Annotated in this window: 19 protein-coding genes; 9 read left to right on the forward strand and 10 right to left on the reverse strand. The window is 68.2% G+C overall.

Features of this window, described 5'->3' with window-relative positions; genetic code table 11:
• Positions 1 to 62: 62 nt before the first annotated feature.
• The 3 genes from KL788_RS04425 to KL788_RS04435 are packed head-to-tail and all read right to left on the reverse strand — an operon-like array spanning position 63 to position 2,484.
• On the reverse strand, positions 63 to 380 hold the full coding sequence (locus tag KL788_RS04425) for a thiamine-binding protein (RefSeq protein ID WP_293168868.1): 318 nt from the start codon (positions 378 to 380) through the stop codon (positions 63 to 65).
• Entirely contained in the window at positions 377 to 1,636 is a 1,260-nt protein-coding gene (locus tag KL788_RS04430; RefSeq protein WP_293168870.1) for a hypothetical protein, read from the reverse strand. The genes KL788_RS04425 and KL788_RS04430 overlap by 4 nt, the downstream gene beginning before the upstream one ends.
• Positions 1,633 to 2,484, reverse strand: coding sequence for an ADP-dependent NAD(P)H-hydrate dehydratase (locus KL788_RS04435; RefSeq protein WP_293168872.1), 852 nt, complete (start codon positions 2,482 to 2,484; stop codon positions 1,633 to 1,635). Before KL788_RS04435 ends, KL788_RS04430 begins: the two co-directional genes overlap by 4 nt.
• Positions 2,485 to 2,546: 62 nt before the next feature.
• Here KL788_RS04435 and KL788_RS04440 point away from each other — a divergent pair, with 62 nt between their 5' ends.
• A complete protein-coding gene (locus KL788_RS04440; protein ID WP_293168874.1) occupies positions 2,547 to 3,686 on the forward strand; it encodes an NADH:flavin oxidoreductase/NADH oxidase in 1,140 nt (379 codons plus the stop codon).
• Positions 3,687 to 3,702: 16 nt separating this feature from the next.
• Here KL788_RS04440 and KL788_RS04445 read toward each other — a convergent pair whose 3' ends face one another.
• A complete protein-coding gene (locus KL788_RS04445) occupies positions 3,703 to 4,113 on the reverse strand; it encodes a hypothetical protein (protein ID WP_293168876.1) in 411 nt (136 codons plus the stop codon).
• Between the two features lie 182 nt (positions 4,114 to 4,295).
• On the opposite strand from KL788_RS04445, the gene KL788_RS04450 reads away from it, so the two are divergent.
• A complete protein-coding gene (locus tag KL788_RS04450) occupies positions 4,296 to 4,547 on the forward strand; it encodes a type II toxin-antitoxin system Phd/YefM family antitoxin (protein ID WP_293168877.1) in 252 nt (83 codons plus the stop codon).
• 12 nt (positions 4,548 to 4,559) lie between these two features.
• Positions 4,560 to 4,829, forward strand: a complete 270-nt coding sequence (locus KL788_RS04455) for a Txe/YoeB family addiction module toxin (RefSeq protein WP_293168879.1) — start codon at positions 4,560 to 4,562, stop codon at positions 4,827 to 4,829.
• Here the strand turns inward: KL788_RS04455 and KL788_RS04460 are convergent.
• The 4 genes from KL788_RS04460 to KL788_RS04475 form a co-directional block, all read right to left on the reverse strand.
• Positions 4,814 to 5,776: a hypothetical protein gene (locus tag KL788_RS04460; RefSeq protein WP_293168881.1), complete on the reverse strand. Its 963-nt coding sequence runs from the start codon at positions 5,774 to 5,776 to the stop codon at positions 4,814 to 4,816. The genes KL788_RS04455 and KL788_RS04460 overlap by 16 nt on opposite strands.
• Before the next feature lie 136 nt (positions 5,777 to 5,912).
• Entirely contained in the window at positions 5,913 to 6,962 is a 1,050-nt protein-coding gene (locus KL788_RS04465) for a hemolysin family protein (RefSeq protein ID WP_293168883.1), read from the reverse strand.
• On the reverse strand, positions 6,959 to 8,299 hold the full coding sequence (locus KL788_RS04470) for a hemolysin family protein (RefSeq protein WP_293168885.1): 1,341 nt from the start codon (positions 8,297 to 8,299) through the stop codon (positions 6,959 to 6,961). The genes KL788_RS04465 and KL788_RS04470 overlap by 4 nt, the downstream gene beginning before the upstream one ends.
• A gap of 153 nt (positions 8,300 to 8,452) precedes the next feature.
• The gene (locus tag KL788_RS04475) at positions 8,453 to 9,892 is read right to left on the reverse strand and encodes a GuaB1 family IMP dehydrogenase-related protein (RefSeq protein ID WP_293168887.1); all 1,440 of its coding nucleotides are present in this window, start codon (positions 9,890 to 9,892) and stop codon (positions 8,453 to 8,455) included.
• 132 nt (positions 9,893 to 10,024) lie between these two features.
• Here KL788_RS04475 and KL788_RS04480 point away from each other — a divergent pair, with 132 nt between their 5' ends.
• Entirely contained in the window at positions 10,025 to 13,804 is a 3,780-nt protein-coding gene (locus KL788_RS04480) for a multifunctional oxoglutarate decarboxylase/oxoglutarate dehydrogenase thiamine pyrophosphate-binding subunit/dihydrolipoyllysine-residue succinyltransferase subunit (RefSeq protein ID WP_293168889.1), read from the forward strand.
• 15 nt (positions 13,805 to 13,819) lie between these two features.
• Complete coding sequence (locus KL788_RS04485) at positions 13,820 to 14,023, forward strand: hypothetical protein (RefSeq protein WP_293168891.1); 204 nt, start codon at positions 13,820 to 13,822, stop codon at positions 14,021 to 14,023.
• Here KL788_RS04485 and KL788_RS04490 read toward each other — a convergent pair.
• Together KL788_RS04490 and KL788_RS04495 are read right to left on the reverse strand one after the other, a co-directional pair.
• A complete protein-coding gene (locus tag KL788_RS04490) occupies positions 14,018 to 14,260 on the reverse strand; it encodes a zf-HC2 domain-containing protein (protein WP_293168893.1) in 243 nt (80 codons plus the stop codon). The genes KL788_RS04485 and KL788_RS04490 overlap by 6 nt on opposite strands.
• A complete protein-coding gene (locus KL788_RS04495) occupies positions 14,257 to 14,898 on the reverse strand; it encodes a sigma-70 family RNA polymerase sigma factor (RefSeq protein ID WP_293168895.1) in 642 nt (213 codons plus the stop codon). The genes KL788_RS04490 and KL788_RS04495 overlap by 4 nt, the downstream gene beginning before the upstream one ends.
• A gap of 165 nt (positions 14,899 to 15,063) precedes the next feature.
• Between KL788_RS04495 and aroA the strand changes: the two genes are divergently transcribed.
• The 4 genes from aroA to KL788_RS04515 all read left to right on the forward strand — a co-directional run bounded on the left by aroA (position 15,064) and on the right by KL788_RS04515 (position 18,940).
• The gene (gene aroA / locus KL788_RS04500) at positions 15,064 to 16,467 is read left to right on the forward strand and encodes a 3-phosphoshikimate 1-carboxyvinyltransferase (RefSeq protein ID WP_293168896.1); all 1,404 of its coding nucleotides are present in this window, start codon (positions 15,064 to 15,066) and stop codon (positions 16,465 to 16,467) included.
• The gene (gene rsgA / locus KL788_RS04505; RefSeq protein WP_293168898.1) at positions 16,464 to 17,531 is read left to right on the forward strand and encodes a ribosome small subunit-dependent GTPase A; all 1,068 of its coding nucleotides are present in this window, start codon (positions 16,464 to 16,466) and stop codon (positions 17,529 to 17,531) included. Before aroA ends, rsgA begins: the two co-directional genes overlap by 4 nt.
• Positions 17,528 to 18,352: an inositol monophosphatase family protein gene (locus KL788_RS04510; RefSeq protein ID WP_293168900.1), complete on the forward strand. Its 825-nt coding sequence runs from the start codon at positions 17,528 to 17,530 to the stop codon at positions 18,350 to 18,352. The genes rsgA and KL788_RS04510 overlap by 4 nt, the downstream gene beginning before the upstream one ends.
• A gap of 69 nt (positions 18,353 to 18,421) precedes the next feature.
• Positions 18,422 to 18,940 carry a septum formation family protein gene (locus tag KL788_RS04515; protein WP_293168902.1) on the forward strand — a complete coding sequence of 173 codons (519 nt, stop codon included), beginning with the start codon at positions 18,422 to 18,424 and terminating at the stop codon, positions 18,938 to 18,940.
• Positions 18,941 to 18,963 lie beyond the last annotated feature (23 nt).

Raw genomic sequence — 18,963 nt, forward strand, 5'->3', positions numbered from 1 at the left:
CACCACCGACCACCGACATTTCTCCGTCGGCTTTGCGCCCCGCGCACGGCCGCGGGGAGTCGTCACTGCGGGGAGTCGGCACCCTTCACGAGGGCGGCCTCGAGCCGCTGCACCTTGCCGTCGAGCTCGCCCGTGTGGCCAGGTCGGTAGTCGGCCTTGAGCACGAGCGAGACGCGCGTGCCGTACTCGGCCACCGCGAGGGTCGCGGCCTTGACGACCTCCATCACCTCGTCCCACTCCCCCTCGATCTCTGTGAACATCGACGAGGTGCGGTTGGGCAGGCCCGACTCGCGCACGACGCGAACGGCCGCAGCGACGGCATCGTGCACCGAATCCGACGACGAACCGCCCGACGGCGCCACCGAGAATGCCACGATCATGCGGATGCTCCCTCTTCGTCGACCGCCGGCTCGAGCCGCGGGGCCGCGACGCGCGGCCGCCAGCACAGTACCGCGATCTGCTGAACGGCCCAGCCCAGCAGCACGAGGTAGAGCAGATTGCGCACCGTGAGCACGACGAGCATGCCCGCGTCGAGCGACAGCAGGTTCGTGTAGAGCACGGGGTACACGATCTGAGTGAACCCCGCGATCATGAGCCCGAGCACCGCCGGGGTCGTAAACGATCGTCCGCCCCAGCGGTGCCACGCGAGTCCGAGCACGACGGGCACAGCGATCCAGGTGGCAAACTGCGGCGACCCCACCTTGTTGACGGCGATCAGCGCCATCACGAGGGCGAGCGACAGCACCGGGAACAGCTCGAGCTCGGTCGCCCCGCGCCGCACGGCGAGGATGCCGAGCGCGACGATCACGAGCACGGCGAGGGCGAGCAGCGGCGTCATGAGGTCGGCGGCGAGCGCCGTGCCCTCGCCGAGCACCTGCCAGGTCAGGATGCCCTGGTCGTAGTACACCCGTGTGCCCGGCTGCCCCGCCGCGGCTGCCCAGAGCCAGGGCGTCGCGATGATCGACTCGACCTGCAGCCCGCGCGCGGTCTGCTGCGTGATCGGGCTCACGAGCGCGAGCAGCGAGCCGAAGGGCAGGGCGAGTGCCACGACGCCGACTGAGACGACGAGCACCGACATCACCACGGCAGAGCGGGCCCGCAGAGCGATGAACGCGGCGACGACGAGCGCGGCGGGCCAGACCTTGATCCACGCGCCGATCGCGAGCAGGGCGGCGCCCCACTTGCGGTGATCGGCGATGAGCATCACGGCGACGAGCGCGACGGGCACCGTCACAGCGTCGATGCGGCCGAGCGCGATGGGGCCGACGAGCAGAAGGAAGAGCATCCACCACCAGGCGACGGGCGCACGCCGCGCGCGCTCCTGCACTCCGATGATCGACACGAGCGCGACGGCATTGAGTGCCATGACGATCGTGAGCCACGTCGTCGCGTAGAGGTCGGGGCCGAAGGCGTACGCGGCGAGCATCGGCACGAGCGCGAGCACCGGGTACACCCAAGCCGTGTCGAGCCCCACCCACTCGCCCTCGTTCAGCCCCCGCTCGACCCAGAACAGGTAGACGTAGGTGACGTCGCCCATCGGCAGGCCGGGGCCATAGAGGTTCAGGTATCCGAGCCACAGGTGCACGGCGGCGAAGGCGAGCCAGAGCGAGACCGCGCTGCCCGCGGCTCGCCTCACGAACGGTCCGCCACGAGCTGGGCGAGGACGGGCGAGATCGCGGCGCACAGGTCGAGCACCGTGAGCGGTCCGCCCGCGGAAGCGCGCTCGGCGGCGAGACCGTGGATGACGGCGGCCGCCGCAGCCAACCTGGTCAGAAGAGAGCGGTCTTCGTCGGCGGCCAGAGCGTCGGCGTGCGCGGCGAGGAGGGCTCCGAGCAGGCCGGCGAGAGCATCCCCCGCCCCGGCCGTCGCGAGCCACGCCGGAGCCGACCGCGCCTCGATGACGTGCCCCGACGGTGAGACGGCTCGCGTGGTGCTGCCCTTGAGCAGCACGACGACGCCGAAGCGGTGGGCAGCGTCGCGGGCTGAGCCGACCGGGTCGGCGTGCACTGCCTCGCGGTCGCGGTCGAGCAACCGCGCGAGTTCGCCCGCGTGCGGCGTGATGACGACGGGCGCCCCTGCGGCGGTCGCACGCACCACGGCGTCGCGCTCGATCGCGCCGGCATCCGTGACCGTCGGATGCCCGCTCGCGAGCGCCGTCAGCGCCCAGCGCTGCGGCTCGGCCTCGAGGTCGCCCACGCTCGCGATTCCCGAGCCGACGACCCACGCCTGCACGCGCCCCTCGGCCGTGACGGCCTCGGGCCGGCGCTGCAGTACGAGCTCGGTCGCCCGCGGCGGCCCGAGGTAGCGTGCCATGCCGACGCCCGTGCGCAGCGCCGCCTCGACACCCAGAACGGCCGCGCCCGGGTACTGCGTCGATCCCGTGACGAAGCCCACGACGCCGCGCGAGTACTTGTCGTCGTCGACCCTCGGCACCTTGATGAGCGCGCCCGCCTCGGCGGGGGTCATCGGGGGCGCATCGGTCACGCGAGAACCCTATCGACCGGCGTGCGGGAATCACTCGGGCGCGCGTGAGGTTGACTGCTCTTGTGACCTCTTCGCTCTTCAGCCCCCTCACCCTCCGCTCGCTCACCGTTCGCAACCGGCTGTGGGTGTCGCCGCTCTGCCAGTACTCGGTGACCGCCGCCGACGGCGTGCCCACCGACTGGCACCTCGTGCACCTGGGCTCGTTCGCCCGGGGCGGGGCCGGCATGGTCATGGCCGAGGCGACGGCCGTCGTGCCCGAGGGTCGCATCAGCCCGCACGACACCGGCATCTGGAACGACGCGCAGGCCACCGCGTGGTCGCGCGTGGTCGACTTCATCCACTCGCAGGGAGCCGCGGCGGGCATCCAGCTCGCCCATGCCGGCCGCAAGGCCTCGGTCTACCCCGAGTGGGGTGCGATGGCGAACGGCGCGTCCGGCAGCGGCACGGTGCCGGCCGAGCTCGGCGGCTGGCAGGCCGTATCCGCCTCGCCGATCGCCTTCGAGGGCTACGCCGAGCCCGTCGCGCTCGATGAGGCGGGCATTCGGGATGTGGTGGTCGCGTTCGCCGAATCGGCTCGCCGCAGTGTCGCCGCGGGCTTCGATCTCGTCGAGATCCATGCAGCGCATGGCTACTTGCTGCACCAGTTCCTCTCGCCGCTGTCGAACACGCGCGACGACCAGTGGGGCGGCAGCCTCGAGAACCGCGCGCGCATCGTGCTCGACATCGTGCGCGCCGTGCGCGCGGTCGTCGACGTGCCGATTCTCGTGCGCTTTTCGGCGAGCGACTGGGTCGACGACGACTGGCTCGAGTCGCACGGCCTCGCCGATTCAGGCGTGCTGGGCTGGAACGAGCACGACACCGCGACGGTCGCCGCGTGGGCCCTCGAGGCTGGCGCCGACCTGTTCGACATCTCGTCGGGCGGTCTCGTGCGCGCGCGCATCACGGTCGGCCCCGGCTACCAGGTGCCGTTCGCCGAGACCGTGCGTCGCGAAGGCAACGTGCCCGTCAATGCTGTTGGGCTCATCACCGAGGCCGCGCAGGCCGAGAAGATCGTCGCGACCGGCCAGGCCGACGCCGTCATGATGGGCCGCGAGTTCATGCGCGACCCGCACGCTCCCCTGCGCTTCGCGCGAGAGCTCGGCGTCGAGGTCGACGGCGTGCCGGTCGGCACCCCGCCGCAGTACACCCGCGCCTATCGCTAGGCTCGCTCGGCGGCCGTCAGGCCACCGAGCGCGGCGATTCAGAAGCGCTGGGGACGGGTCGGGTTGCCACGAGCACTGCGACCACAGCGCCGAGACCGCACAGCATCGAGAAGAGGTTGATGACGAGCGGGTTCATTTCGAGTTCGGCCGTCTGGAGCAACAGGGTAACCAAGGGCCACGCGAGAAGGGCCGCACTTGCGCCGATCGCTGCGATACGCAACAAGAAGCTCTCCAGGCTTCGAGTCGTGGCCCAGATGAGAGCGGCGAGAACTCCGGCCAGTAAGCCGAACGCCAGTCCCACGACTAGGCCAACGATCCCAGCGACGGGAGTCGCAACCGAAGGCGCGACAACGGTCAAGCCCGACAGCGACCCCACGACAGCTCCGCCAAGCGTCGCGGTTACGATTACCCGCCTGTACAGGGTCATGCACTGTCTCCTGTGTCCCGCCGGGCCTTGATCCTCGGCGGCGTCCAATCTATCCGGATGCCCGGCTCCGGGGTTCCACGACTGACCCATGGCTTGCGGAGCTGGGAACGGAGGTGCAGAAGGCTCGCAGTCAACGATCGAGCCTGACTGGTACACTATGTGGTACCACTCAGGAGGACACCATGACCGCGATTAGCGCCACCGAAGCGCGAAAGACGCTCTTCGGTCTCATCCAGCAGGTCAACGACGACCACACGGCCGTCGAGGTCGTCTCCAAGCACGGCAATGCGGTCATTCTCTCGAAGGCCGACTACGACGCAATGACCGAGACCGCCTACCTGCTGCGCAACCCGGCGAGCGCCGAACGCCTACTCGCCTCGATCGAGCGCGCCCGCCGTGGAGAGTTCGAGCAGCACGACCTCACCGACGACTAGAACGGGTCGACCATGAGTCGAACCGTCTCCTTCGATCCGAACGGGTGGGAGGACTACGTCTACTGGCAGACGCAAGACCGCAAGACGCTCAAGCGCATCAACCAGCTCATCACCGACGCGCTCCGCGACCCGTTCGCAGGAATCGGCAAGCCCGAGCCGCTCAGGCACATCCTGTCGGGCGCGTGGTCACGACGCATCGACGACGTCAACCGGCTCGTGTACTACGTGACCGACGACCACATCGTGGTTCTGCAGGCCCGCCAGCACTACGGGCAGTCGTAGTAGTAGACCCAGGCCTTCTCGGCGTTGATGATCTCGACCTTGAAGCCCAGCACGTTGGCGACAGCTGGTGGCGCCGGCGGCGATGACGGCGAACCGCCACTGCGGTACCAGTACCCGTCGCCAACCTTCACGCAACCCTCGTACCAGGGCATAGCGCCCCACGCGCTCACGACAGCCTGTGACGCCTCTTCGTGCGAGTACCAACCTGTCTTGTCTGGCTCAGGCTTCACGGGAGGCTTCGCCTCGGAGTCGGGCTGAGGCTTCGCGGGCGGTTTGGCCTCGGATTCGGGCTTGTTCTCGGCCTCTAGAGCGAGGATGGCGGCTTGGTGGGACGCTTCAGCACAGGTCAGCGCGGCGACGAGGGCTGCCAGCGCGTCGGCGGTGCCCTTTCTGCTCTCTCCGGCAGCAGTGAGCGCGGCCAGCGCGGCGGCGACTTTGTCGCGAATCTGCTCGCCCGCGAGGCTTGCCGCGGCCAACCGAGCCGCGCCTGCTGATTCGGCAAGGGTGCTGACGTTCTCGAGAGCGGCTTGCGCATCGACGATCGCCGGGGCAATCGCGTCGCTCTGGTCTTTGAGCTCTGTCGTGGATTCGGATGTGGTCGTCGCGGCAATGGTGAGGGAGAGGTACTCCACCACACGGGATGCCTCGTCGATCGCTGCTTGATCGACCAGGCCCGTTGCGACAATGAGTGAAGACCGCATGTCGCTGACGGGCGCGTTACCTGAGGTGACGAGCTCCTTGTATTCCTTGAGGGCCGCCTCGTACTCCAGCGCCGCGGCGACCTGCCCTGCCTCCGTCTCTTCGGCCGCGATCTGCATCGACACGACGGTAGCGCTCGCTGCTCCGCCCCCCAACACCAGTGCGGCGGCGACCGCGATACCGATCGTCAGCTTTGTGCGATTACTCCACCAACGAGTTGTTCGCGACTCGTCTTCCCCGATAGACATTTCATCCCCCGCTCGACCGAACCCCCGGCGACGTCATAGACGTGTGCGGAACATTACCGTCGGGCGGCGGAGGCCGACATCTCCCCGTTCGGGGGAGTGCGCAAAGGGACGGTGACTTACCAGCAGGTCGTGCCCGCTATCGCCACCCGCGCTGCGTCGCGTCGTGCACCTCGCCGACGAGCTCTTCGATGATGTCTTCCAAGAAGAGCACGCCGGTGGTGTTGCCCTCAGCGTCGACCGCCCGCGCGAGGTGCGCACCTGAGCGACGCATGACCGCGAGCGCATCTTCGAGGTCAGCCGAGGCGAGAATCGACACGAGGCGACGGATGCGCTTCGGCGGCACGGGATCGTCGAGCTCGTCGTCGGGCAGGTCGATGACGTCTTTGAGGTGCAGGTAGCCCGAGGGCTCGCCGTGCTCGTCGACGAGCACGTAACGGCTGAACCCGCGCTGGGCGACTGCGCGCTCGAGGTCGAGGGCGCTCGCGTCGTCGGGCAGCGCGGTGAGGGCATCCATCGGCAGGGCGATATCGCTCACGATTTTGTTCGTGAACTCAAACGCGGCGGTCAGGGCACCGGTGGCGTCGAGCAACACGCCCTCGCGCTTCGACTGCCGCACGATCGTCTCGACCTCTTCGAGCGTAAAGGCGCTCGCGGCCTCGTCTTTCGGCTCGACGCGGAACGCACGCAGCACGCCGTTCGCGATCGCATTCAGACTGCGGATGACGGGCGAGAAGATGCGCGAGACGATCACGAGCGGCGGCGCGAGCAAGAGCACGGCGCGCGTCGGCAGCGTGAACGACAGGTTCTTCGGCACCATCTCGCCGAACACCACGTGCAGGTAGGTCACGAGGATGAGGGCGATGGTGAACGACAGACCGGCGATCCACTCGGGGGTCAGGCCCGTGAGGCCGAACGGAATCTCGAGCAGGTGCTTGATCGCGGGTTCGGAGACGTTCAGGATCAGCAGCGAGCAGATCGTGATGCCGAGCTGGCAGGTCGCGAGCATGAGGGTCGCGTGCTCCATGGCCCACAGTGCGGTCTTGGCCGCACGAGACCCCGCGTCTGCGCGAGGCTCGATCTGCGAACGCTTCGCAGCGATGACGGCGAACTCGGCGCCGACGAAGAAGGCGTTCGCCGCGAGCAGCACGAACAGCCAGGCAATGCCCCACCAGTCTGCTTCGGTCATCGACGCTCACCCGCCTCGGCCGTGACGATCGCGATCTCTTCGGTCGTGAGCGGCGTGAACCGCACACGGTCAATGCGGCGGCCGTCGAGGCGCTCGATGCGGAAGGTGCCGGTCGCGATCTCGATGGTGTCTCCCACTTCGGGCAGGCGGCCGAGTTCGGCCATCAAGAACCCGCCCACGGTCTCCCATGGGCCGTCTTCGGGCACCGTGACGCCCGCGCGGTCTTTCAGCTCATCAGGGCGGAGAATGCCGGGGAAGGTCAGCCAGTTGCGCGAGCGCACGACGTCGACCCGTGCGCGGTCATGCTCGTCGCTCACCTCGCCGACAAGCTCTTCGACGAGGTCTTCGAGAGTCGTGACGCCCGCTGTGCCGCCGTACTCGTCGACGACGATCGCCATCTGGTATCCGCGACCCCGTAGCTCGCCGAGCAGCGTGTCGAGCTTCATCGTCTCGGGCACGCGCAGCGGTTCGGTCTGCAGGGCGGAGGCGGGAACATCGGCGCGCCGGTCACGCGGCACGGCGACGGCTTGCTTGACGTGCACGATGCCGACGATGTCGTCGATCGAATCGTCGATCACCGGAAAACGCGAGTGACCGGTCGTGCGAGCCAAGTCGATGACCGCTTGAGCACTGTCGCCGCGCTCGACCGCCGCGACCCGCGGGCGCGGGGTCATGACGTCTTGCGCCGTGTGCTGCGAAAACGCGAGCGTGCGCGAGAGCAGAGTGGCCGTGCCGTGGTCGAGGCTGCCCTGGCTCGCCGAGCGACGCACGAGCGAGGCGAGCTCTTCGGCCGTGCGGGCACCGCTGAGCTCTTCTTTCGGCTCAACGCCCATGCCCCGCAGAATGGCGTTCGCCGAACCGTTCAAGAACAGGATGGCGGGGCGGAACACTGTCGTAAACGCCCACTGAAAGGGCACGACGACTTTGGCGGTCTGCCGCGGCAGGCTCAGTGCGAAGTTCTTGGGCACGAGCTCGCCGACGATCATCGACAGCAGGGTGGCGATGACGATGGCCGTGATCGACCCCACGACGGGCACGGCGCCCTCGGGCAGGCCGATCGCCCGCAGAGGATCAGCGAGCATGGCCGAGATCGCCGGCTCCATCAAGAACCCTGTCAGCAGTGTCGTGAGCGTGATGCCCAGCTGCGCGCTCGACAGGTGAGTCGAGGTGATCTTGAGGGCCGCGATCGTCGGGCCGAGCCGCTTCTCACCGCGAGATTGCCGCGCTTCGAGCTCTGAGCGGTCGAGGTTGATGAGCGAGAACTCGCTCGCGACGAAGAAGCCGGTGCCGATGGTCAGCAGCAGGCCAGCGAGCACGCCGATCCACTCAGCGCTCACGGCGACCGCCGATCATCGGCGAAGGTCTATGGCCGGGTTCTTCCGACGACGACTGTTCGTCAGGGGCGGGCGTATCGCCCGGACTAGGAGGCTCCATAACGCTCAGGAGTATACGGCCCGCTCAGGCCTTCGCGCCTGTGAGAGCGTCACCGATCACCATGAGACCGGCAGCGCCTTGCCCTCGTCGTAGCCGGCCGCCGACTGCGTGCCGACGACCGCGCGCTCGTGGAATTCGGGCACCGTGGATGCTCCCGCATAGGTCATCGACGACCGCAGCCCCGACGTGATCATGTCGAGCAGGTCGTCGAGCGAGGGCCGTTCGGGGTCGAGATAGATGCGCGAGCTCGAGATGCCTTCGGCGAACAGCGTCTTGCGCGCGCGCTCGAATGCATCGAGCCGGCGGAACCGTTGCTCGACCGCTTTCGTGGAGGCCATTCCCCAACTGCTCTTGAACCAGCGCCCATGCTCGTCGGTCTCGATCGCGCCGGGAGCCTCGAGCGTGCCCGCGAACCACGAGCCGATCATGACGGCCGAGGCGCCCGCGGCGAGCGCGAGAGCGACGTCGCGCGGGTACCGCACTCCCCCGTCTGCCCAGACGTGGGCGCCGAGTGAGCGCGCAGCCTCCGCGGTCTCCAACACGGCCGAGAACTGCGGGCGGCCGACGGCCGTCATCATGCGCGTGGTGCACATCGCACCGGGCCCCACTCCGACCTTCAGCACGTGCGCACCCGCGGCGACGAGGTCGCGCACGGCCTCGGGCGTCACGACATTGCCCGCGACGATCGGCACGCCGAGGTTCGCCTGCGCGACAGCGCGCACCGCGTCAGCAGCCTGTTGCTGGTGACCGTGCGCGGTGTCGATGACGATGACGTCGACGCCAGCCTGCACGAGGGCTGCGGCCCGAGCAGCCGCATCACCGTTGATGCCGACCGCGGCGGCGACGCGCAAGCGACCGTGAGCATCCACCGCCGGGGCGTACAGCGTGGCCCGCACAGCACTGCGGGCGCTGAGCGAGCCGATGATGCGCCCGTGGTGGCGCACGGCCATTGCCTCGACGCCGGCCGCATCGATGAGATCGAAGGCCGCACGCGGCTCGGTCACATCGTCGTCGTCGATCGACGGCACGTCGTCGGCCACCAGGTCACCCACGATCGAATCGGGCAGCGCGTGGCGCAGGGCGGCGGCGGGAATGCACCGCTCAGGCGCTCCATCGGCGTCGGCAATCGTCAGGAGCGCCCCCGGCACATCAGGAACGAGCGACCGCGCCTCGGCCACGGTCGTCGATCGGCTCACGACCACGAGCACGTCGAGCAGCGTCGACGCCTGCTTCACCGAGCGAATGCTCGCATCGAGCTCAGAGAGGCCCGCGTCTTGTGGCAGCACGCCGAGACCGCCGCGGCGCGCCATCGCGGCCGCGAGACGAGGCCCGGTGACAGAGGTCATGTTGGCCGCGACGAGCGGGATACGCAGCCCGGTCGGGTCGTCGGCGGCGAGGTCGACACCGAGCCGACTGCCGACCTCAGAGTGCTGCGGCACGAGGAACACGTCGGAGTAGGTCAGATCATGGCTGGGACGCTCTGATAAGAACTGCACAGATTTAACGCTACTGCGCCTCGCAGACGGCCAACACCGTGCCTGAGAGCCGTTAAGCTTGTCACCGCATGCGCCATGGGCGGGGCATGCGGAGCGAACCCCTCGATGTCAAGCGAAAGTGGGCGGTCGGCTGTGTCAAGCCAAGTGACCGGAGTCGGACCCGACGGCGGTGCCGCGGGCGAATTCGGTGCCAACGAATGGCTCGTCGAAGAGCTGTACGAGCAGTACAAAGTCGATCGCAACTCGGTCGACCCCTCCTGGTGGCCGATTCTCGACAGCTACCACAAGAGCTCCACCTCGGGCGATACGGCCGCCGCTCCGGCTGAGACGCCGAGCGCCGCCGCCGCCGAAGCGGCCGCGAGCACACCGCTTGAAGTGCCCCCGACTCCGGCCGCCGCGCCCGAGGTGCCGGCCACCACGGGGTCTGTGCCGATTGCCTCCGTGCCCGTCACCGGCAGCCAGCCCGTGGCCAAGACCACCTCCATCGCCCCGCAGCCCGCACCGATTCCGGCACAGGCCCCCGACACCTCGAGCGTCGCGGTCGTCGACGCCGACGAAGACGGCGAGCCCGACGACGTCGTAACGCCCCTGCGCGGCATGGCGAAAACGCTGGCATCGAATATGGATGCGAGCCTCACGGTGCCGACCGCGACGAGTGTGCGCACCCTCCCGGCGAAGCTGATGATCGACAACCGCATCGTCATCAACAACCACCTCAAGCGCGCTCGCGGCGGCAAAGTCAGCTTCACACACCTCATCGCGTGGGCCATGGTCAAGGCCATTCAAGAGTTCCCGAGCCAGAACGTCTTCTACGACGAGATCGACGGCAAGCCGGTCGTCGTGACGCCCGCGCAGATCAACCTCGGCATCGCGATCGACCTGCCGAAGCCCGACGGCACGCGTGCGCTCATGGTGCCCGGAATCAAGAAGTGCGGCTCGATGAACTTCAACGAGTTCCTCACGGCCTACGAAGACGTCGTCAAGCGCGCTCGTGAGAACAAGCTCATCGCCGACGACTTCCAGGGCAACACCATCTCGCTCACCAACCCCGGCGGCATCGGTACGGTGCACTCCGTGCCGCGGCTCATGCGGGGCCAGGGCGCCATCATCGGCGCGGGCGCCCTCGAGTACCCCGCTGAGTTCCAGGGCATGTCGCAGGCGACGCTTGCCGACCTGGGCGTGGGCAAGACGATCACGCTCACGAGCACCTACGACCACCGCGTCATCCAGGGCGCCGGCTCGGGCGAGTTCCTCAAGAAGATTCACGAGCTCGTCATCGGCGAGCGTCACTTCTACGAAGACATCTTCGCCGACCTGCGCATTCCCTACGACCCGATTCACTGGGCGCAAGACATTCACGTCGACCTCGCCGATGACGTCAACAAGACGGCGCGCGTGCAAGAGCTCATCAACTCGTACCGCGTGCGCGGCCACCTCATGGCCGACGTCGACCCGCTGCAATACAAGCAGCGGTCGCATCCTGACCTCGACATCTCGAGCCACGGCCTGACGTTCTGGGATCTCGATCGTGAGTTTGTCACCGGCGGCTTCGGGGGCCGGCGCTCGATGCTGCTGCGCGAAGTGCTCGGTGTGCTGCGTGACACCTACTGCCGCACGGTGGGCATCGAGTACATGCACATTCAAGAGCCCGAGCAGCGCCGCTGGTTCCAAGAGCGGCTCGAGAAGCCGTACCAGAAGCCCACGCACGACGAGCAGATGCGCATTCTCGGCAAGCTCAACCAGGCCGAGGCTTTCGAGACCTTCCTGCAGACCAAGTACGTCGGGCAGAAGCGCTTCAGCCTCGAAGGCAGCGAGAGCGTGATTCCGCTGCTCGACGAGATTCTGCAGGGCGCGGCCGAGCAGGGCATGGACGAAGTCGCCATCGGCATGGCCCACCGCGGCCGCCTCAACGTGCTCGCCAACATCGGCGGCAAGACCTACGGCCAGATCTTCCGCGAGTTCGAGGGCACGCAAGACCCCCGCTCGGTGCAGGGCTCGGGCGACGTCAAGTACCACCTCGGCACCCAGGGCACCTTCACTGCCATGAACGGCCAGCAGATCGAGGTCTCGCTCGCCGCCAACCCCTCTCACCTCGAGGCGGTCAATGGCGTGCTCGAGGGCATCGTGCGCGCCAAGCAAGACCGCAAGAATGTCGGAACCTTCACGACGCTGCCCGTGCTCATTCACGGCGACGCCGCGATGGCCGGCCAGGGCGTCGTCTTCGAGACGTTGCAGCTGAGCCAGCTGCGCGGCTACCGCACCGGCGGCACGATTCACATCGTCGTCAACAACCAGGTCGGCTTCACGACCCCTCCAGGCGAGGGCCGCTCGTCGATCTACTCGACCGACATCGCCAAGGCGATTCAGGCGCCGATCTTGCACGTCAACGGCGACGACCCCGAGGCCGTGGCCCGGGTGGCCGAGCTTGCGTTCGCCTACCGGCAAGAGTTCAAGCGCGACATCGTCGTCGACCTCGTCTGCTACCGCCGCCGCGGTCACAACGAGGGCGACGACCCGTCGATGACGCAGCCGCTCATGTACAACCTCATCGAGGCGAAGCGCAGCGTGCGCACGCTCTACACCGAGGCGCTCGTCGGTCGTGGCGACATCACCGAAGAAGAGTTCGAGGCCGCGCACCGCGACTTCCAAGACCGCCTCGAGGTCGCGTTCGCCGAGACGCACGCGGCGCAGACCGGCGCGATACCTGTCGTCGATGGCGGGCCGACGCTCGACACGGACGACCTTGCTGGAGAACCCGAGTCGACGGGGGTCGACGTCGCGGTGATTCAGCACATCGGCGACGCACACGACAATCCGCCCGCAGGCTTCACCGTGCACACCAAGCTGCAGGCCATGCTGAAGAAGCGCGTCGAGATGAGCCGCAACGGCCAGATCGACTGGGGCTTTGGCGAGTTGCTGGCGCTCGGCTCTCTGCTCATGGAGGGCACCCCCGTGCGCATGTCGGGTCAAGACTCGCGCCGCGGCACGTTCGTGCAGCGGCATGCCGTGCTGCACGACCGCATGAACGGTCAAGAGTGGCTGCCGCTCGCGAACCTCAGCGAGACCCAGGCCCGCTTCTGGATCTACGACTCGTTGCTGAGCGAGTACGCGGCCATGGGCTTCGAGTACGGCTACTCGGTTGAGCGGCCTGACGCGCTCGTGCTGTGGGAGGCCCAGTTCGGTGACTTCGCCAATGGCGCCCAGATCATCATCGACTCATTCATCGCCGCTGCTGAGCAGAAGTGGGGCCAGCGGTCGAGCGTCGTGCTGCTACTGCCGCACGGCTACGAGGGCCAGGGTCCTGATCACTCGTCGGCGCGCATCGAACGCTTCTTGCAGCTCGCGGCCGAAGACAACATGACGATCGCGCGGCCCTCGACTCCTGCGTCGTACTTCCACCTGTTGCGCCGTCAGGCCTACGCCCGCCCGCGCCGCCCGCTCATCGTCTTCACCCCGAAGTCAATGCTGCGCCTGCGCGGAGCGACGAGCGAGGTCGCCGACTTCACGAGCGGCCGGTTCGAGCCCGTCATCGACGATGCGACGGTGACGGATGCCGCCGCGGTGCGGCGGGTGCTGCTGCACGCGGGCAAGATCCACTACGACCTTGTGAGCGAGATCGAGAAGCGGGAGACGAAGGGCGTCGCCCTCGTGCGTCTCGAGCAGTACTACCCGTTGCCCGAAGACCGGCTTCGCGAGGTGCTCGCGCAGTATCCGAACGCCGAGGTGGTGTGGGTGCAGGACGAGCCCGAGAACCAGGGCGCGTGGCCGTTCTTGGCACTCGAGGCGCAGAAGCGCGGCATGGCTCCGTTGCGCGTCATCTCGCGACCCGCGGCAGCCTCACCGGCGACCGGCTCGAGCAAGCGCAGCGCTCAGGAGCACGCCGAGATCATGGATGCCGCGCTCTCCGAGTAGACGAGAACATCGATCATGGCGACGCCTGAAGGCTTCGCCTACGAGGTGAGGTCCTCGGGCGATGTCATGGTCTGGCACCATGGCCGACCTGCAGCGGCCTTGCGCGGGCGAGCCGCAGCCAGGTTTCGGGACGATATCGCCGCGGGGCGCGACGAGCAGCAGTTGCTCGCTCGCCTCACCGGAAACTACAAACGAGGAAACGAGCGGCGGTCGTCATGACCGGCTGTCGAGCCTTTCGATCGACCCGAGGATCATGTCTCGCAGCTCATCGGGCGCCTTCTCTTGGCACGCCTCTTTGACCTTGGTGGTGAGCGTCACGCCGACAAGGTGCTCGGCCGAGCAGTCGTCGCAATTCGCGAGGTGATCGCGAATGTCTTGGCACTGCTCAGCGCTGAGCTCGTTGTGCAGAAACTCTTCGAGTTCTTCTTGCGCTTTGGTGCAGCCGCAGTCGGTCATCGCGAGCTCTCTTTCGTGGTGGTGGCTGCCACAGCAGCGGTCATGCCGCGCTCGCGCGCGTAGTCGGCCAGCAGCTCGCGCAGCAGGCGGCGGCCGCGGTGCAGCCGGCTCATGACCGTGCCCACCGGGGTCTTCATGATGTCGGCGATCTCTTGGTACGCGAAGCCCTCGACGTCGGCGAAGTAGACCGCGAGCCTGAAGTCTTCGGGAATCGCCTGCAGCGCGTCTTTGACCGCGCTCGCCGGCATGCGGTCGATCGCCTCGGCCTCGGCCGAACGGCTCGAACTCGACGTGGCCGACTCGGCGCCGCCGAGCTGCCAGTCTTCCATCTCGTCGATCGTGCCCTGGTACGGGTCTCGCTGCTTCTTGCGGTAGACGTTGATGAAGGTGTTGGTGAGAATGCGGTAGAGCCAGGCCTTCAGATTGGTGCCCTGCTCGAACTGCGCGAAAGCGGCGAAGGCCTTCACGAAGGTCTCTTGCACGAGGTCGGAGGCGTCGGCCGGGTTGCGCGTCATGCGCATGGCGGCGCCGTAGAGCTGGTCCATGAACGGCAGCGCCTGCTCTTGGAAGAGCCGTCGGCGCTCGGCCAGTTCATCGGCCTCGGTCTGCTGAGCCTCGTTCGGCGTCGTGTCGGTCATCACGCGCGAGTCTAGCGATCGAGTCTGCGCGGGCTGTCGTCGGGTTCGCGCGCGCGGCGAGGGTACTGCCGTGCGAGAGAACGCACGATCGAGCGTGGCCGTCGTCATGACCATCCTTCCGTCGCGATCGGGCCACCCCGTTCGGTGCCGATACTCTGATAACCGATGCAGCTATTCACGTATTCCGGAGCCCGGTTCTCGCCGTACGGCGATGAAGAGCGTCCCGGCACCGCCGAGGGTCTCGATGAGGCCGGCAACTGGCCTGCCCCGCGAGCGACTACCCGGCTCGACGCTCGCGTCGCGCTGCCTGGGTCGAAGAGCCTTACCAACCGCGAGCTCGTGCTCTCCGCACTCGCCGATGGACCGTCGCTGCTCCGGCGCCCCCTGCACTCGCGCGACTCGATGCTCATGATCGAGGCGTTGCGCTCGCTCGGCGTCGTGATCGACGAGGTCGACGGCGACGGCACCTATGGTCACGACCTGCGCATCACTCCCCCCGCCGAGCTCTCGGGCAGCACGTCGATCGACTGCGGACTCGCGGGCACCGTCATGCGGTTTTTGCCGCCCGTCGCCGCGCTTGCGCTCGGCCCCGTGGCTTTCGATGGCGACGAGGGTGCCCGGCGGCGCCCGATGCGCACCACCATCGATTCGCTGCGCGCCCTCGGCGTCGAGGTCAATGACGATGGTCGCGGCGCACTGCCCTTCAGCCTGTGGGGCACCGGCACGGTGCGCGGAGGCGAGATCGCCATCGACGCCTCGGCGTCGAGCCAGTTCGTCTCGGGACTGCTGCTCGCGGCCGCCCGGTTCGACGAGGGTCTTGTGCTGCGCCACACCGGTGCTCATCTGCCCTCGATGCCCCACATCGAGATGACCATCGCCACGCTCGCGGCCCGCGGCGTGCGGGTCGAGAGCCCCGAGCCGGGCGTCTGGGTGGTCGCGCCGACACCCATTGCAGGCAGCTCTGTCGATATCGAGCCCGACCTCTCGAACGCCGCGCCGTTTCTGGTGGGCGCGGTGATCGCGGGCGGCACCGTGGCCGTCGAGGGCTGGCCCGAGGCCACGACCCAGGTCGGAGCCGACCTCGCGACTCTGCTGCCGCGCTTCGGCGCGAGCGTGCGCCGCGACGGCACACGGCTGGTCGTCGACGGCGGCGCGGGGCTGCTCGGCGGGCTGCGCGTTCCGGGCATCCAGCTCGATCTCTCGACGGGAGGCGAGCTGGCTCCGGCGCTCGTCGCGCTCGCCGCGCTCGCCGACGGTCCGAGCGAGATCACCGGCATCGGCCACCTGCGGGGGCACGAGACCGACCGTCTCGCGGCGCTCGCGACCGAGATCAACAACCTCGGCGGTGCGGTGACCGAGCTCGACGACGGTCTCGCGATCGACCCGCGCCCGTTGCACGGCGGCATGTGGAAGGCCTATGACGACCACCGCATGGCGACCGCGGGGGCGATCATCGGCCTCGCCGTGGACGGCGTGCTCGTCGACGACATCGGCTCGACGTCGAAGACCCTGCCGCAGTTCCCCACGCTGTGGCACGCGCTGCTCGACCAGACGGCGCCCTCGCCGTGAGCTGGCTGCCGCCCGACGACGACGAGCCGTACGACGAGTACGACGAATCGGCCGTGCGGCAGCGGCCGAACCCCAAGGCGAACCGACCCCGTTCGAAGCAGCGGCCCGCCCACGACGACGCCGTCATCGGTCGGGTGATCACGGTCGACCGCGGGCGGTACCTCTGCATCGTCGATGAAGACGCCGCCACCGAGCACGAGGTCATCACGACACGCGCCCGCGAATTGCGCTCGACACCCGTCGTGACAGGCGACCGCGTCGACCTGGTGGGCGACACGAGCGGCGACGAAGGGTCGCTCGCCCGCATCGTGCGCGTGCACGAGCGGCGCACCCTGCTGAGACGCAGCGCCGACGACACCGACGCGGTCGAGCGCATCATCGTGGCCAATGCCGACCAGCTACTCATCGTCGTCGCCGCCGCCAACCCCGAGCCCCGCCCCCGGCTGGTCGACCGCTATCTCGTCGCGGCCTTCGACGCGGGAGTCGAACCGCTGCTCGTCATCACGAAGACCGACCTCGCCGACCCGACCGCGTTTCTGGCGCAGTTCCGCGGCCTCGATCTGCGCATCGTCACGAGCCGTTCAGACGATGTGCCCCTCGACGAGCTGTTCGCGCTGCTGAACGGGCGCACGACTGTGGCCGTCGGCCATTCGGGCGTTGGCAAATCCACGCTCGTCAACGCGCTCGTGCCGAGCGCCGACCGTGCTGTCGGCGTCGTCAACGTCGTGACGGGTCGCGGCAGACACACCTCGTCGTCGACCGTCTCGCTGCGGCTCGCCGGCGGCGGCTGGATCATCGACACCCCTGGGGTGCGGTCATTCGGCCTCGGCCATGTCGACCCCGACAACATCCTGCGCTCGTTCGGCGACCTCGCGGCCATCGCCGAACGATGCCCGCGCGGCTGCACCCACTTGCCCGACTCGCCCGACTGCGAGCTCGTCGACCGGGCACGAGCGGGTGAGCTCGGTGAGTTCGGTGCTGAACGCCTCGACTCGCTGCAGCGCCTGCTCACGACCCTCGTCACGCCGAGCGGGCGCACGGGCGCCGATAGCCTGAAGCCGTGACCGACGCTCTTCACGCAGCCGAGCATCCCCCTCTCGCTGCCGACCTCGCCCTCGCCCTCGCGCTCGCCGATGCGGCCGACGCGATCTCGATCGACCGTTTTCGAGCCCTCGATCTGCTCGTCACGAGCAAGCCCGATCGCACTCCGGTGACGGATGCGGATCGCGCTGTCGAAGAGGCCATCAGAGACCGCCTGGCGGCCGAGCGCTCTGCCGACGGCATACTCGGTGAGGAGTTCGGCACGTCGGCGGGCGCCGGCAGCGGCACTCATCGACAGTGGATCATCGATCCCATCGACGGCACTGCGAACTTTCTGCGGGGTGTTCCGATCTGGGGCACGCTCATCGCGCTGGCCATCGACACGGTGCCGGTGCTCGGTGTCGTGAGCGCTCCGGCGCTCGGTCAGCGCTGGTGGGGCGCCACTGGTCTCGGCGCCTACACGTCGCAGCAGGGCGGTGCCGCGCGGCCCCTGCGAGTCAGCGGCGTCAGCGAGCTCAGCGATGCCGTGCTCAGCTACAACAGCTTGCCGGGGTGGGACGACGCGGGTCGGCTCGAGCAGGTCATCGACCTGACGAGAGCGGTCTGGCGCGCGCGGGCGATCGGCGACATGTGGTCGTACATGCTCGTGGCGGAGGGCGCGATCGACATCGCCGGCGAATTCGACCTGCAGCCCTACGACATGGCTGCGCTGCAGCCGATCATCGAGGAGGCCGGCGGAAGCTTCAGCTCGGTCGATGGAGAACCCGGCCCCTGGCACGGCAGCGCACTCGCCACGAACGGCATACTGCACGAAGAGGTGTTGCGGCGCGTTCGTGCTCGGTAGGCTCGCCATAACCGGCACAGCGAGCTCGACGAGCCGGGCATCCACTCCTCCCGAACGAAAAGAGTTGTCGTGACCCTCATCACCTCTTCGCGCTGGACCCGCGCGACCGCCCTGCTCGCCGTCGGCGCAGCGACCGTCGCTCTCAGCGGCTGCAGCATTCTCAACTCGCTCACTGGCGGCGGCCAGGCGACCCGCGACGACAGCGGCGAGGTCGTCGAAGGCAACGACAACACCGACGTGTTCACGCTGCAGGTCGGCGACTGCCTCAACGATGCGACCGCTTCTGACACTGTCGACACCGTGCCGACGGTGCCCTGCTCAGAACCGCACGACAGCGAGATCTACGCGTCGATCATCATGAGCGGCGACACGTACCCCGGCCAGGACGCGGTCATCGCCGAAGCCGATGCTGCCTGCCTCGACGCCTTCGCGGGCTTCATCGGCACCTCGTATGCCGAGTCGGCGTACTACTACAGCTACTACTTCCCGACCGAAGGCAGCTGGTCGAACGGCGACCGCGAGATTCTCTGCACCGTCTACGACGAGGCGGGCCAGGTCACCGGATCGCTGCAGAACATCGGCAACTGAGCATTCGCCCTCTCGCCAGTGCG

Origin of the sequence: Microcella sp. (assembly GCF_019739195.1) — a bacterium.
GTDB lineage: Bacteria > Actinomycetota > Actinomycetes > Actinomycetales > Microbacteriaceae > Microcella.

Coding starts and splice junctions, on each gene's coding strand:
- KL788_RS04445 (WP_293168876.1), bottom strand. CDS start 4,113: ATGACCCTGTACAGGCGGGTAATCGTAACCGCGACGCTTGGCGGAGCT.
- KL788_RS04490 (WP_293168893.1), bottom strand. CDS start 14,260: ATGACCGACTGCGGCTGCACCAAAGCGCAAGAAGAACTCGAAGAGTTT.
- KL788_RS04495 (WP_293168895.1), bottom strand. CDS start 14,898: ATGACCGACACGACGCCGAACGAGGCTCAGCAGACCGAGGCCGATGAA.
- KL788_RS04460 (WP_293168881.1), bottom strand. CDS start 5,776: ATGTCTATCGGGGAAGACGAGTCGCGAACAACTCGTTGGTGGAGTAAT.
- KL788_RS04455 (WP_293168879.1), top strand. CDS start 4,560: ATGAGTCGAACCGTCTCCTTCGATCCGAACGGGTGGGAGGACTACGTC.
- KL788_RS04450 (WP_293168877.1), top strand. CDS start 4,296: ATGACCGCGATTAGCGCCACCGAAGCGCGAAAGACGCTCTTCGGTCTC.
- KL788_RS04465 (WP_293168883.1), bottom strand. CDS start 6,962: ATGACCGAAGCAGACTGGTGGGGCATTGCCTGGCTGTTCGTGCTGCTC.
- KL788_RS04485 (WP_293168891.1), top strand. CDS start 13,820: ATGGCGACGCCTGAAGGCTTCGCCTACGAGGTGAGGTCCTCGGGCGAT.
- KL788_RS04425 (WP_293168868.1), bottom strand. CDS start 380: ATGATCGTGGCATTCTCGGTGGCGCCGTCGGGCGGTTCGTCGTCGGAT.
- aroA (WP_293168896.1), top strand. CDS start 15,064: ATGCAGCTATTCACGTATTCCGGAGCCCGGTTCTCGCCGTACGGCGAT.